Genomic DNA, 13249 nt, shown 5'->3' with positions numbered 1-13249 from the left:
CGTAGCGCAGCGTGCCGCGATTGCAAGGCCTGTCGTTAGACCATGCGGCGGAAGATCGCGCTGGCATTCACGCCGCCGAAGCCAAAGCCGTTGGAGATGGCGTTGAGCATCGGCATCGGCCGCGCGCGGCCTGCAACAATGTCGATACCATCGGCGTTTGCGTCGGGGGTTTCGAAATTGAGTGTCGGTGGCGCGATCTGGTCACGCAAGGCAAGCACGGTGAAAATCGCCTCCAGGCCGCCGGCGGCACCGAGCAGATGGCCGGTGGCCGATTTGGTCGCGCTCACCGCGATGGCGTTGTTGCGGCCGAACAGCGCAGCGATCGCGCCGAGCTCGCCTTCGTCGCCGGCCGGCGTCGAGGTCGCATGTGCGTTGAGATGCTGCAGATCGGCGGGCGCAAGGTTCGCCTGCCGCAGTGCGATCTCCATGGCACGGCGGGCGCCATCGCCGTCGGGTGGGCCCGACGTCATGTGATAGGCATCCGCGGTGGTGCCATATCCGAGAATTTCGGCGACCGGCGTGGCGCCGCGCGCGAGCGCATGTTCCAGTTCCTCGATCACCAGAATGCCGGCGCCTTCGCCCATGACAAAACCGTCGCGGTCGCGATCGAACGGGCGCGAGGCGCGCGCGGGCTCGTCGTTGAAGGAGCTCGACAGCGCGCGTGCTGCTGCAAAGCCGCCGAGGCTGACGATATCGATGCAGGCCTCGGCGCCGCCGCAGATCGCGACATCGGCCTCGCCTGCGCGGATCATCCGCGCGGCATCGCCGATCGCCTGTACGCCGGCGGCACACGCCGTGACCGGCGTGCCCAGCGCGCCCTTGTAGCCGTATCTGATCGAGACGTGACCGGCGGCGAGATTGGCGAGAAACGAGGGGATCGTAAATGGTGACAGACGGCGCGGGCCGCGCTGCTCGGTGATGCGCACCGCCTCCGCCATCGCAGGGAAGCCGCCGACGCCGGAAGCGATGATGGTCGCGGTCCGCTCCAGTGACGCTGCATCCTGCGGCGCCCATTTGGCCTGCGCGACCGCCTCTGCAGTGGCGAGCAGCGCAAACAGGATGAAGCGGTCCATCTTGCGCTGATCTTTTGGCGCGGCGGCCTGCGCCGGATCGAAACCGCCATCGGCATCGTCGGCCTTGTCGGGCACGAGACCGGCAATGCGCGCGGGCAGCGCCTGCGACCATTGGGGCAGCGGGCGCAACCCGCTTTGACCGGCGAGCAGCCGACGCCAGGACAATTCGACACCACAGCCGAGCGGCGACACCGCGCCCATTCCCGTCACGACGATACGACGCATGTCAGTCTCCAGCCGGCGCGACGGCCGGGTTCATGGCTTTGAGCGTAGTGAGCCGCCGCCGCATCAGGCGGCTCGCGCTGGGGCCTGCGATCACCACCGCATTGGCGGGCGTGATTGGCTGCATGCCGGCGGCATCGACCACGACCGGATCGAGCGGACGACGATCGTCCCGATTGGCCAGCAGGATGGATTCCCCTTTCGGCGCGAGATGCTTGTTGCCCCAGGCGAGCAGTGTGGCGATCACGGGGAAGAAATCCCGCGCCTTGTCCGTCAGCAGATATTCGTAACGTGGCGGCCGCTCGTGATAGCGGCGGCGGACGAACATGCCGGTCTTGGTGAGATGGGCGAGACGCCGCGACAGGATGTTCGGCGCGATGCCGAGATTGCGCTCGAACTCGTCAAACCGCGTCGAGCCCTGAAACGCATCCCGCAAGATCAGGATGCTCCACCACTCGCCAACCGTCTCCACGGCGCGGCCGACCGGGCATTCCAGGATCGAGGGGGACTTTGGCTGCATCACGGGAAGGTAGGTGAGTAGCTTGCAAAATGCAAGTCACTGCGGGCAGTGGCAGATCTGGCGGACGGAGCCGAGGAGACTGCGAAGCTGTAGCTGTTGAGCTATCGCTGCGATTTGAAGTGCGCGTTGGCGAGCGATGGCCGTGCGCCATACTCCGTCATTGCGAGCGCAGCGAAGCAATCCAGAGTCTGTCCGCGGAGGCAGACTGGATTGCTTCGCTGCGCTCGCAATGACGAAATTGAAAGAGAGGCGGACCGTCGCGCTTAATGCGACCGTGCCAGACAGAACGCCACCACCTGCTCCAGCGCGCTCTTCATCGGCGAGGACGGGAACAGCGCCAGCGCATCGACCGCCATGGCGCCGTAATGCTGGGCGCGGACGAGCGTGTCCTCGAGCGCGCGGTGCTTGTTCATCAACCCGATCGCGTGGTCGAGATCGCTGTCGCCGATCTCGCCGCGCTCGAGCGCCTTGATCCAGAAGGCGCGCTCAGTGTCGTTGCCGCGGCGGAAGGCCAGCACGACGGGTAGTGTGATCTTGCCCTCGCGAAAGTCGTCGCCGGTGTTCTTGCCGAGTTTTGCACTCTTGCCGCCATAGTCGAGCACGTCGTCGACGAGCTGGAAGGCGATGCCGAGATTCATGCCGACCGAACGGCAGGCGGTCTGCTCGGCCTTCGGGCGGTTGGCGATCACAGGGCCGACCTCGCAGGCGGCTGCGAACAGCTCGGCGGTCTTGCCGCGGATCACGGCGAGATATTCGTCCTCGGTGGTCGCGGTGTTCTTGGCGGCGGCGAGCTGCATGACCTCGCCCTCGGCGATGGTGGCGGCAGCCGCTGACAGGATGTCGAGCGCGCGCAGCGAGCCGACCTCGACCATCATGCGGAAGGCCTGGCCGAGCAGGAAGTCGCCGACCAGCACGCTGGCCTCATTACCCCAGAGCATGCGCGCGGAGAGCTTGCCGCGACGCATCTCGCTCTCGTCGACGACGTCGTCGTGGAGGAGCGTCGCGGTGTGCATGAACTCGACAGAGGCAGCCAGCTTGATGTGGCCGTCGCCGGCGTAGCCGGCCAGATTGGCCATGGCGAGCGTCAGCATCGGCCGCAGGCGCTTGCCGCCGGAGGAGATCAGATGGTTAGCGACCTCCGGGATCATCGTCACGTCCGAGCCGGTCCGTGACAGGATCGTGGCGTTGACGCGCTCCATATCAGAGGCGACAAGGGCAACCAGCTCTTCGATCGACGCGCCGGGAGTTTCGAAAGGTACGATGACGGCCACGCCGGTCTCCAATATTTGCCCCGGAGGGGCTATTCTGATGGAAAGACAATAGAAACTGGACGGGGATGCGGCAAGGCCTGTGGAACCATTGACATTCGCCGCTCACCCCTTTCAGGCAGGAGGCTCGTTTGCGTGAACTGGTTCGGACCAACGATATCGTGCTGGTGTCGGCGATCGGCGCGCTGCTCGACGGCGCCAACATCCATCATCTGGTGCTGGACCAGAACATGAGCATCATCGAGGGCTCGCTCGGCGTCCTGCCTCGGCGGATACTGGTCCATGAGGACGACGCTATCGAGGCCCGGCAACTGCTGACCGAGGCGGGGCTCAGCCACGAACTGCGCGGCGATGATTGACGTCGTCACAGATCTCACCGAGGACGCCTTTCTCGGCGGGCAGCTGCTGTTGAGGCAGAAGCGATCCGGCCATCGCGCCGGACACGATGCCATATTGCTCGCAGCTGCGACCGAGGCCCGCGCTGGCGATCGTGTGGTCGATCTCGGCGCCGGCGTCGGGACGGCCGGGCTGGCACTGGCGCGGCGCGTGGCCGGGGTCGATCTTTGCCTCGTCGAGATCGATCCGGAACTGGCCGGGCTCGCGCGCGCCAATGCGGCCGCGAATGCGATTGCCGCGGAGGTGATTGTGCTCGACGTCACGGCCGATGCGCAGGCTTTTGCGGCACATGGGCTCATGCCCGACAGCGCCGACTGCGTGTTGATGAACCCGCCCTTCAACGATTCCACCCGGCACCGCGGCTCGCCGGACCAGGCGCGCCACACCGCGCATGTCGCGACCGGGGAGACGCTAAATGCGTGGGTGCATGCAGCGCGGCGCATCCTTCGATCGAACGGCGTGCTGACCCTGATCTGGCGTGCGGACGGAATCGCGGACGTTCTGGCAGCGCTGTCACGCGGCTTCGGCAGCGTGTCGATCCTGCCGGTTCATGGCGAAGCGGGAAGGCCTGCAATCCGTGTGCTGGTCCGCGCGGTCAAAAGCGGCCGGGCCCCGCTGCGATTACTGCCGGGCCTCATGCTTAACAATGAGTCACGCGTGCCTAAAAAAGAGGTGAGGAATATTCTGGAGGGGAGAGCGGTCTTGCCGCTGGCGGAGCCGTGACGGCTTACTGGGGAAGCGATTCCGACTGCTGGTCCTGCGGGGCCGTAAAGCGAATCGCCGTGAAAAGAGCACCGATCAGCATCAACAGCAGATAGATCTTCATGACGTTTCCTCCGCTGCTTCATTGCAGCTTGCCAACGGGCAAACTGCAAAACACGTTCCAGGCAACTTCAATGACAGTCGCGTGATAAGAAATGATTAACCAGAGGTAACGGCATGGCCGAACAATTGAACGATCGCGAAAATTCCGGCCTGGCCGATAAGCTCATGCAATATCTGCCGGCGCGCTTCCGCCCGGGCACGGCGGTGGTGCCGGTGGTGCGGCTGTCCGGAGTCATCGGCGCGGTGACGCCGCTGCGTCCGGGCATGACGCTGGCGGGCCTCGCGCGGGTGCTGGAGCGGGCGTTTTCGGTCCGCAACGCCAAGGCGGTGGCGCTGGTGATCAACTCGCCCGGCGGCTCGCCGGTGCAGTCACGCCAGATCTACCTGCGCATCAAGCAGCTTGCTGCGGAGAAGAAGCTGAAGGTTTTGGTGTTCGTCGAGGACGTCGCGGCTTCCGGCGGCTACATGATAGCTTGCGCCGGCGACGAGATTTTTTGCGATCCATCCTCGATCCTCGGCTCGATCGGCGTGGTCGGCGGCAGTTTTGGTTTCCAGGAGGCGATCAGGCGGCTCGGCATTGAGCGGCGCCTTTACACGGCCGGCGCGCACAAGGCGATGCTCGATCCGTTCCTGCCCGAAAATCCCGACGACGTCGCCAAGCTGAAGGCGCTCCAGCGCGAGATCCACCAGATCTTCATCGCGCTGGTGAGGGAAAGCCGTGGCGCGCGGCTCAAGGGCGCCGACGACACCCTGTTCACCGGCGAATACTGGGCCGGCGAGAGCTCGATCGCGCTGGGACTGGCCGACGGCATCGGCGATCTCCGCTCAACTCTTCGTGCCCGCTACGGCGAGAAGGTTCTCACCCCTGTGATCGCGCAGCCGAGCGGCTTGCTGTCGGGCCTGTTGGGGCGGAAATCGCCCGGCGCGGGCCAGCTTTCAGCCATGGAATCAATGGCCGGGCTGCCGGACGAGCTGATCTCTGCGATTGAGACCCGCGCGATCTGGGCGAAATTCGGGTTCTAGGCCGAGCTCTGCCGCGCCATTTGGTCCGGGCTGAGCCAATTGCGGCGCAGCCCGGTCTGCGCAAGAATGTGCGTGGGGGCTGAGCATTGTGAACAAGGAACGACCGATGCCGCCGTTCGTCGCTTTCGCGGGCGTCCTGGGCGGGCTTGCCGTGGTCCGCTGGGCCTACAAGACCGCTGTCCGGATCAACCAGGAGCTGGAGGAGATGCGCCTGTCGCGCGTCGCCGAGGCCGCCCATATGGGGAATATCCAGACGCTGAAGCGTGACCCCGTGACCGGAGCCTACCGGCCGGGTTAGCCGCCGTCATTTTCATACGCCGTCACTCCGGGGCGCCCGAAGGGCGAACCCTGCGCATCGCCCCGGAATGACAGCAGTTTCCGCCCCCTTTACCTTGATTCCCACCCCCGCCGTCGATACGGTCCCGCGCGATTCAAAACCCCCGCGAGAGCCTGATCTGACGATGGACGCCTCATTGCCCGCCCATATGCGCCCGGAACGCTCGTTCCAGGGCTTTATCCTCGCGCTTCAGCGGTTCTGGGCCGAGCAGGGCTGCGTCATCCTGCAGCCCTACGACATGGAGATGGGCGCGGGCACCTTCCATCCGGCGACCACTTTGCGCGCGCTCGGCCCAAAGCCCTGGAACGCGGCCTATGTGCAGCCCTCGCGCCGGCCCAAGGACGGCCGCTATGGCGAGAATCCGAACCGGATGCAGCACTACTACCAGTTCCAGGTGATCATGAAGCCGTCGCCGCCGAACCTTCAGGAGCTGTACCTGAAGTCGCTCGCAGCGATCGGCATCGATTCCGCCGTGCACGACATCCGCTTCGTCGAGGACGATTGGGAGAGCCCGACGCTGGGCGCCTGGGGCCTCGGTTGGGAGTGCTGGTGCGACGGCATGGAGGTCAGCCAATTCACCTATTTCCAGCAGGTTGCGGGTTTTGAATGCGCGCCGGTCGCGGGCGAGCTCACCTACGGGCTCGAGCGCCTCGCGATGTATGTGCAGGGCGTCGACCGCGTCTACGACCTCAACTTCAACGGCCGCGAAGGCGATGCCAAGGTCACCTATGGCGACGTCTTCCTGCAGGCCGAGCGGGAATATTCGAAGCACAATTTCGAAGTCGCCGACACCGCGATGCTGTTCGAGCAGTTCAAGATGGCGGAAGCGGCCTGCCGGAAATATCTCGACGCAGGCTGGCAAAAAAACTCTGAGTCCGGCAAGCGCGAGGCGCACCTGATGGCGCTGCCGGCCTATGACCAGTGCATCAAGGCGAGCCATGTCTTCAACCTGCTCGACGCGCGTGGCGTGATCTCCGTCACCGAGCGGCAGAGCTACATTCTTCGCGTGCGCGAGCTGGCCAAGGCCTGCGGCGAGGCCTGGATCCACACTGAAGCGGGCGGAGCGGCCTGATGCCCGATCTTTTGCTTGAACTGTTCTCGGAAGAAATCCCCGCGCGCATGCAGGCCAAGGCGGCCGACGATCTGCGCCGCCTCGTCACCGACAAGCTCGTCGCCGAAGGCCTCGTCTACGAGGGCGCAAAGGCGTTCGCGACGCCGCGCCGCCTCGCGCTCACCGTGCACGGCATCCCCGCGCGTCAGCCCGATCTGAAGACCGAACGCCGCGGACCGAAAGTCGGTGGGGCCGATGCGGCCGTGCAGGGCTTTCTGAAAGCGACGGGTTTGAAGTCGCTGGACGAGGCCAAGATCCAGCGCGACCCCAAGGGCGATTTTTACATCGCGCTGATCGAGAAGGCCGGGCGCGACGCGATCGACGTGCTCGCGGAAATCCTGCCCGTCATCATCCGCACCTTCCCCTGGCCGAAATCGATGCGCTGGGGCGCGCGCTCGGGCAAGCCCGGCTCGCTGAGTTGGGTGCGTCCGCTGCATTCAATCATCGCGACCTTTGGGCCCGAGACGGAAGAGCCGGATGTCGTGAAATTCTCGGTCGACGGCATCGAGACCGGCCAGACCACCTACGGCCATCGCTTCATGGCGCCGGCGGCGATCAATGTGCGCCGGTTCGAGGACTACGAAGCGAAGCTGAAGGCTGCAAAAGTCATTCTCGATCCGCAGGCGCGCAAGGACATCATCTTTGCCGACGCCAAGGAGCTGACTTTCGCGCAGGGCTTCGAGCTGGTCGAGGACCAGGTGCTGCTGGACGAGGTCTCGGGCCTCGTCGAATGGCCGGTCGTGATGATGGGATCGTTCGAGGCAGAGTATCTCGCGATCCCGGACGAGGTGATCCGCGCCACCATCCGCAACAACCAGAAGTGTTTTGTGGTCAAGGATCCCAAGACCGGGAAGCTGACCAACAAGTTCGTCCTCACCGCCAATATCGAGGCGACCGACGGCGGCAAGACCATCGTCGCCGGCAACGAGCGCGTGATCCGTCCGCGTCTGTCGGATGCGAAGTTCTTTTATGAGACCGACCTGAAGACGAAGCTCGAGGACCGGCTGCCGAAGTTCGAGCAGATCGTGTTTCACGAGAAGCTCGGCACGCAGGCGGATCGCATCAAGCGGATCGAGCGGTTGGCCGCCGAGATCGCGCGCTTGATCGGCGCCGATGTTGCCAAGGCGACGCGTGCTGCACATCTGGCGAAGGCGGATTTGCTGACCGAGGTCGTCGGCGAATTCCCTGAGGTGCAGGGCTTGATGGGCAAGTATTATGCGCTGGCCCAGGGCGAAGATGCTTCCGTCGCGGCCGCGTGCGAGGAACATTACAAGCCGCAAGGGCCCGGGGATCGCGTGCCGACCGATCCGGTCAGCGTCGCGGTGGCGCTTGCCGACAAGATCGACACGCTTGTTGGCTTCTGGGCGATCGACGAGAAGCCGACGGGATCGAAGGATCCGTATGCGCTGCGTCGCGCGGCGCTGGGCGTGATCAGGCTGATTGCCGAGAACGCGCTTCGGCTGTCGCTGATGAAGGTGGCTGCGTCCGCACTCGCCGGCTTGTCGGTGAACCCTACGGATGCGCAGAAGCTCCCGAGCGATCTCCTCGCCTTCTTCGCCGACCGCCTGAAAGTCCAGCTTCGCGAGCAGGGTGCGCGTCACGATCTCGTCGATGCCGTGTTCGCGCTCGGCGGTCAGGACGATCTCCTGATGATCGTCCGGCGCGTCGAGGCGCTCGGCAAATTCCTCGAGAGCGACGACGGCAAGAATCTGCTCGCCGGCATCAAGCGCGCCAGCAACATCCTTGGCATCGAGGAGAAGAAGGACAAGCGCACGTTCGACGGCGCGCCGGAAGCTGCGCTCTACAGCCTTGCCGAAGAGAAGGCGCTGGCCAGGGCGATCGGCGAAGTGAAGGCGGAGGCCAGTGCTGCTGTCGCCAAGGAAGACTTTGCCGCCGCGATGAGTGCGATGGCAAAGCTGCGTCCGCCGGTCGATGCGTTCTTCGACAAGGTCCGCGTCAATGACGACGATGCCAAGGTGCGCGAGAACCGCCTGAAGCTGCTGAACGAGATCCGTAGCGCCACGCGCGCGGTGGCGGATTTCTCGAGGATCCAGGATTAGGCTCTCGTGCCCCGGACGCAGCGCAGCGCTTCTTGGCGGTGCGCTGCAGAGCCGGGGCCCATGCCTGCCGTCTGCTCGTAGCTTCTTGGTCCCAGGTCGCGCTTCGCTTGCCCGGGATACGAGAGAAAAAGCCCCACCCGGCGGGGGGAAGACCGGGCGGGGCCTGATGTCCGCCTACGCGATGCGCGTCAGCCTGATTGATGTGACGCGCCGGACATCGAGTTGAACTGCGCTAGTCCAGCACCTCGACGATGCGCCGCGAGCGCGGCTCGACCAGCACGGTCTCGCCGTTCACGACGGTGTAGCGATACGTCGTCGCGCCGAAACGTTGCGGTACGTCATAATAGGTAACGCCGGTGTCAGGTAAGGTGGCACCGACCACCACGCGATCGGGAATGCTGAAGGCCGGCACACGTTGTTCGACGACATAATCGCGGAAGGCCGGCCGCTGTTCGACCGGGATGGTCGGGCCGCTGTCGACCACGGCGGGCGCGCGGCCAACGGTGACACTGGATTGCGCGGACGCCGCGATCGGCGAGCCGAGCGCGACGCCAAGCGCTGCGAGGGCGAGAATCCTGTTCCGCATGGGCAACTCCTTCGAATTGATTTCAGCCGGCGCCAGTGGCGCGACTGGTTGCCAATGCTGCGGCGCGCGTGATGTTCCGGAAAAGGCCTGCCGCATACGCGGCAATTTCAGGCAGTTTTCGCGAAGCGGGGAACCCGTTGCGGCCTCGCGCGTCTCTTCCCGCGGAACCCGATCCGGTATGATCCGCCCGCGATTCGCCTCACGCCACAGGAACACTCTTCATGCATCTCACCATCGCCCACATCTCGCCGATCCTGTCGCTGATCGCGGGTGTGCTCATTTTGATCATGCCGCGCCTTCTCAACCTGATCGTCGCGATCTTTCTCATCATCAACGGTGCGATTGGGCTCGGATTGTTGAAGTGGCTCCATCTCTAGGCCTTCATTTTCCGGAACTCTTCGACTTGCGCGGGCCTGCCCAAAGTGGTGTAAGGCGCGCGATTTCCCATTCCTCTCGCAGGTTGTGTGCAAGCTATGGCCAAAGCCGCCTCGAAGCCTAAGAAACTCCCAGCGAAATCAAAGCCTTCCACCAAGGTGAAGACCGTTCCAGCGGCCCGAAAGGCGCTGCCGAAGACGGCCCCGAAGCCGGTCGCCAAGGCCCAGGCAAAGGCCGCAGCCAAGCCGGCGGCGAAGCCCGCTGCGAAGGCTGTGACCAAGCCGGCCGCGCCGAAGGCTGCCGCCAAGGCGGCGCCGGCTGCGGTCAAGGCCGGCAAGTGGGTCTACACGTTCGGCGACGGCAAGGCCGAGGGCCGCTCGGAGATGCGCGATCTGCTCGGCGGCAAGGGCGCCAACCTCGCCGAGATGGCCAATCTCGGTCTGCCGGTGCCTCCGGGCTTCACCATCCCGGCCTCGGTCTGCACCTATTTCTACGCCCACGGCAAATCCTATCCGAAGGAGCTGCAGTCGCAGGTTGAGAAGGCGCTGGACCATGTCGGCAAGCTGACCGGCAAGGTGTTCGGTGACATCAAGAACCCGCTGCTTGTCTCCGTACGCTCCGGCGCACGTGCCTCGATGCCGGGCATGATGGACACCGTGCTCAATCTCGGCCTCAACGACGAGACTGTGGAAGCGCTGTCGGAGCTCTCGGGCGATCGTCGTTTTGCCTATGACAGCTATCGCCGCTTCATCACCATGTATTCCGACGTGGTGCTCGGCTTCGAGCATCATCACTTCGAGGAGATCCTCGACACCTTCAAGGACGGCCAGGGCTATACACTCGACACCGACCTCACCGCAGATGACTGGGTCGATCTGGTCGGCAAGTACAAGGACGCGGTCGCGCGCGAAACCGGCAAGGATTTCCCGCAGGATCCGCATGACCAGCTCTGGGGCGCGCTCGGCGCGGTATTTTCATCCTGGATGAATGCGCGCGCGGTGACTTACCGCAAGCTGCACGACATTCCGGAATCCTGGGGCACCGCGGTCAACGTGCAGGCCATGGTGTTCGGCAACATGGGCGAGACCTCGGCGACCGGCGTTGCGTTCACCCGCAACCCCTCGACCGGCGAGAGCAAGCTCTACGGCGAGTTCCTGATCAACGCGCAGGGCGAGGACGTGGTGGCGGGCATCCGCACGCCGCAGGACATCACCGAAGAGGCACGTAAGGAATCAGGCTCCGACAAGGCGTCGATGGAAGCGGCGATGCCGGAGGCCTTCAAGGAGCTGACGCGGATCTATACGCTGCTCGAAAAGCACTACCGCGACATGCAGGACATGGAGTTCACGGTCGAGCAGGGCAAGCTGTGGATGCTGCAGACCCGCGGCGGCAAGCGCACCGCGAAGGCGGCGCTGCGCATCGCGGTCGAGCTCGCCAATGAAGGCCTGATCACCAAGAAGGAAGCTGTGATGCGGATCGATCCCGCCTCGCTCGACCAGCTCCTGCATCCGACCATCGATCCCAACGCCAAGCGCGACGTGATTGCGACCGGCCTGCCGGCGTCGCCCGGTGCGGCCTCCGGCGAGATAGTGTTCTCGTCGGATGAAGCGGCCAAGCTCCAGGGCGACGGACGCAAGGTCGTTCTGGTCCGTATCGAGACCAGCCCCGAGGACATCCACGGCATGCACGCCGCCGAAGGCATCTTGACCACCCGTGGCGGCATGACCTCGCACGCCGCCGTGGTCGCGCGCGGCATGGGCAAGCCCTGCGTCTCCGGCTGCGGCACCATCCGCGTCGATTACGGCCGCGGCACCATGAGCATCGGTTCGCGCACCTTTAAGGCCGGCGACGTCATCACAATCGACGGCTCGCTCGGCCAGGTGCTGGCCGGCCGCATGCCGATGATCGAGCCGGAGCTCTCCGGCGAGTTCGGCACGCTGATGAAATGGGCCGACCAGGTCCGCAAGATCGGCGTCCGCGTCAATGGCGATACGCCGGAGGACGCCCGCACTGCGATCAAGTTCGGCGCCGAAGGCATCGGCCTCTGCCGCACCGAGCACATGTTCTTCGAGGAGACGCGCATCCGCACGGTGCGCGAGATGATTCTCTCCGAGGACGAGCAGTCGCGCCGTGCCGCACTTGCAAAACTGTTGCCGATGCAGCGCGCAGACTTCGTCGAGCTGTTCGAGATCATGAACGGCCTGCCCGTCACGATCCGGCTTTTGGATCCTCCCCTCCATGAATTCTTGCCGCACACCCATGCCGAGGTCGAGGAAGTGGCGCGTGCCATGAACACCGACCCGCGGCGTCTGGCCGATCGCGCGCGCGAGCTGTCGGAGTTCAATCCGATGCTCGGCTTCCGCGGCTGCCGTATCGCGATCGCCTACCCCGAGATCGCCGAGATGCAGGCCCGCGCGATCTTCGAAGCGGCGGTCGAAGCCGAGAAGCGTACCGGCAAGGCCGTCGGCCTCGAGGTGATGGTGCCGCTGATCGCCACCAAGATGGAGCTCGATCTCGTCAAGGCCCGCATCGACTCCACCGCGAAAGCCGTGATGCGCGACACCAACACCAAGCTCACCTACCAGGTCGGCACCATGATCGAGCTTCCGCGCGCCTGCCTGCTTGCCGGCGAGATCGCGGAGAGTGCCGAGTTCTTCTCGTTCGGCACCAACGACCTGACGCAGACGACCTACGGCATCAGCCGTGACGACGCGGCGAGCTTCCTCGGTCCCTACGTGAGCAAGGGCATCCTCGCGGTCGACCCCTTCGTCGCCCTCGACCAGGAAGGCGTCGGTGAGCTCGTCAAGATCGGCGTCGCGCGCGGCCGCAAGACGCGTCCGAAGCTCAAGGTCGGTATTTGCGGCGAGCACGGCGGCGATCCCGCCTCCGTCGCCTTCTGCCACAATATCGGCCTCGACTACGTCTCCTGCTCGCCCTACCGCGTGCCGATCGCGCGGCTTGCCGCCGCGCAGGCTGCGCTTGGCAAGGCGGTTGCGAGCCAGGCGTAAGTCGAAGACTGAATATGAGATGCGAAAGAGGCGGGGCCAAACCCCGCCTCTTTCATTTAAGGCCATACTCCATCCACTCGTCATTGCGAGCATAGCAAGCAATTCACATCACACACTCGCTGTCATCGCCCGCGAAGAAGGCGGGCGATCCAGTACACCGAGGCAATCGTGATTGAGCGGAGAGGCCGCGGCGTACTGGATGCCCGCCTTCGCGGGCATGACAGCGGTGGTCTGGAAAGGCTCCTGGCAACAACGGGACCGCGCGTCCCGTAATGATACGCACACGCAAGAGTTCCTTCACCATTCGCGTTGACCGGATGTTTACCGCTTCAAGTGGGCCCGCATTTACCACGCACGCAATCGCCCCGCGAAAACGCCTGACATTGCTTGAGTGTGTCGGTCGCGCAACGTCGATTAACGCCCCGGCAACCTAAATTAGATACTC

General features: G+C 64.7%; 12 protein-coding genes. 8 read left to right on the top strand and 4 right to left on the bottom strand.

Annotation, left to right across the window (positions count from 1 at the left end; translation table 11 throughout):
• Positions 1-35: 35 nt before the first annotated feature.
• From fabF to ABID59_RS12370, 3 genes are all read right to left on the bottom strand, one after another.
• Positions 36-1298, bottom strand: coding sequence for a beta-ketoacyl-ACP synthase II (gene fabF / locus ABID59_RS12380; RefSeq protein WP_354083551.1), 1263 nt, complete (start codon positions 1296-1298; stop codon positions 36-38).
• 1 nt (position 1299) lies between these two features.
• Complete coding sequence (locus ABID59_RS12375; RefSeq protein ID WP_354083550.1) at positions 1300-1815, bottom strand: winged helix-turn-helix transcriptional regulator; 516 nt, start codon at positions 1813-1815, stop codon at positions 1300-1302.
• A 263-nt stretch (positions 1816-2078) separates the two neighbouring features.
• On the bottom strand, positions 2079-3086 hold the full coding sequence (locus ABID59_RS12370) for a polyprenyl synthetase family protein (RefSeq protein WP_354083549.1): 1008 nt from the start codon (positions 3084-3086) through the stop codon (positions 2079-2081).
• Positions 3087-3214: 128 nt separating this feature from the next.
• Between ABID59_RS12370 and ABID59_RS12365 the strand changes: the two genes are divergently transcribed.
• The 6 genes from ABID59_RS12365 (at position 3215) to glyS (ending at position 8835) form a co-directional block, all read left to right on the top strand.
• Positions 3215-3442: a putative signal transducing protein gene (locus ABID59_RS12365; protein WP_027529147.1), complete on the top strand. Its 228-nt coding sequence runs from the start codon at positions 3215-3217 to the stop codon at positions 3440-3442.
• Positions 3435-4202, top strand: coding sequence for a tRNA1(Val) (adenine(37)-N6)-methyltransferase (locus ABID59_RS12360; RefSeq protein WP_354083548.1), 768 nt, complete (start codon positions 3435-3437; stop codon positions 4200-4202). The genes ABID59_RS12365 and ABID59_RS12360 overlap by 8 nt, the downstream gene beginning before the upstream one ends.
• 216 nt (positions 4203-4418) lie before the next feature.
• The gene (locus ABID59_RS12355) at positions 4419-5327 is read left to right on the top strand and encodes a S49 family peptidase (protein WP_148750023.1); all 909 of its coding nucleotides are present in this window, start codon (positions 4419-4421) and stop codon (positions 5325-5327) included.
• 106 nt (positions 5328-5433) lie between these two features.
• Positions 5434-5625: a hypothetical protein gene (locus ABID59_RS12350; protein WP_008131462.1), complete on the top strand. Its 192-nt coding sequence runs from the start codon at positions 5434-5436 to the stop codon at positions 5623-5625.
• Between the two features lie 163 nt (positions 5626-5788).
• A complete protein-coding gene (locus ABID59_RS12345) occupies positions 5789-6736 on the top strand; it encodes a glycine--tRNA ligase subunit alpha (protein WP_028153882.1) in 948 nt (315 codons plus the stop codon).
• Positions 6736-8835, top strand: coding sequence for a glycine--tRNA ligase subunit beta (glyS, locus tag ABID59_RS12340; protein WP_354083547.1), 2100 nt, complete (start codon positions 6736-6738; stop codon positions 8833-8835). The genes ABID59_RS12345 and glyS overlap by 1 nt, the downstream gene beginning before the upstream one ends.
• A 232-nt stretch (positions 8836-9067) precedes the next feature.
• Here the strand turns inward: glyS and ABID59_RS12335 are convergent, their stop codons facing one another.
• Entirely contained in the window at positions 9068-9421 is a 354-nt protein-coding gene (locus ABID59_RS12335) for a DUF1236 domain-containing protein (protein ID WP_148750018.1), read from the bottom strand.
• 221 nt (positions 9422-9642) lie between these two features.
• On the opposite strand from ABID59_RS12335, the gene ABID59_RS12330 reads away from it, so the two are divergent.
• Together ABID59_RS12330 and ppdK are read left to right on the top strand one after the other, a co-directional pair.
• Positions 9643-9798, top strand: a complete 156-nt coding sequence (locus ABID59_RS12330; RefSeq protein WP_084291949.1) for a DUF3096 domain-containing protein — start codon at positions 9643-9645, stop codon at positions 9796-9798.
• A 96-nt stretch (positions 9799-9894) separates the two neighbouring features.
• Positions 9895-12804, top strand: coding sequence for a pyruvate, phosphate dikinase (gene ppdK / locus ABID59_RS12325; protein ID WP_354083546.1), 2910 nt, complete (start codon positions 9895-9897; stop codon positions 12802-12804).
• Positions 12805-13249: the final 445 nt, after the last annotated feature.

Origin of the sequence: Bradyrhizobium sp. S3.3.6 (genome assembly GCF_040546905.1) — a bacterium.
GTDB lineage: Bacteria > Pseudomonadota > Alphaproteobacteria > Rhizobiales > Xanthobacteraceae > Bradyrhizobium > Bradyrhizobium cytisi.
Note: the sequence above shows the minus strand (reverse complement) of the source record. Positions and strands in the feature narration are given on the sequence as shown.

Excerpts from the sequence above, each read along its gene's own strand:
- fabF (WP_354083551.1), bottom strand. The coding sequence starts at position 1,298 with ATGCGTCGTATCGTCGTGACGGGAATGGGCGCGGTGTCGCCGCTCGGC.
- ABID59_RS12335 (WP_148750018.1), bottom strand. The coding sequence starts at position 9,421 with ATGCGGAACAGGATTCTCGCCCTCGCAGCGCTTGGCGTCGCGCTCGGC.
- ABID59_RS12360 (WP_354083548.1), top strand. The coding sequence starts at position 3,435 with ATGATTGACGTCGTCACAGATCTCACCGAGGACGCCTTTCTCGGCGGG.
- ppdK (WP_354083546.1), top strand. The coding sequence starts at position 9,895 with ATGGCCAAAGCCGCCTCGAAGCCTAAGAAACTCCCAGCGAAATCAAAG.
- ABID59_RS12345 (WP_028153882.1), top strand. The coding sequence starts at position 5,789 with ATGGACGCCTCATTGCCCGCCCATATGCGCCCGGAACGCTCGTTCCAG.
- ABID59_RS12355 (WP_148750023.1), top strand. The coding sequence starts at position 4,419 with ATGGCCGAACAATTGAACGATCGCGAAAATTCCGGCCTGGCCGATAAG.
- ABID59_RS12350 (WP_008131462.1), top strand. The coding sequence starts at position 5,434 with ATGCCGCCGTTCGTCGCTTTCGCGGGCGTCCTGGGCGGGCTTGCCGTG.
- ABID59_RS12330 (WP_084291949.1), top strand. The coding sequence starts at position 9,643 with ATGCATCTCACCATCGCCCACATCTCGCCGATCCTGTCGCTGATCGCG.
- glyS (WP_354083547.1), top strand. The coding sequence starts at position 6,736 with ATGCCCGATCTTTTGCTTGAACTGTTCTCGGAAGAAATCCCCGCGCGC.
- ABID59_RS12375 (WP_354083550.1), bottom strand. The coding sequence starts at position 1,815 with ATGCAGCCAAAGTCCCCCTCGATCCTGGAATGCCCGGTCGGCCGCGCC.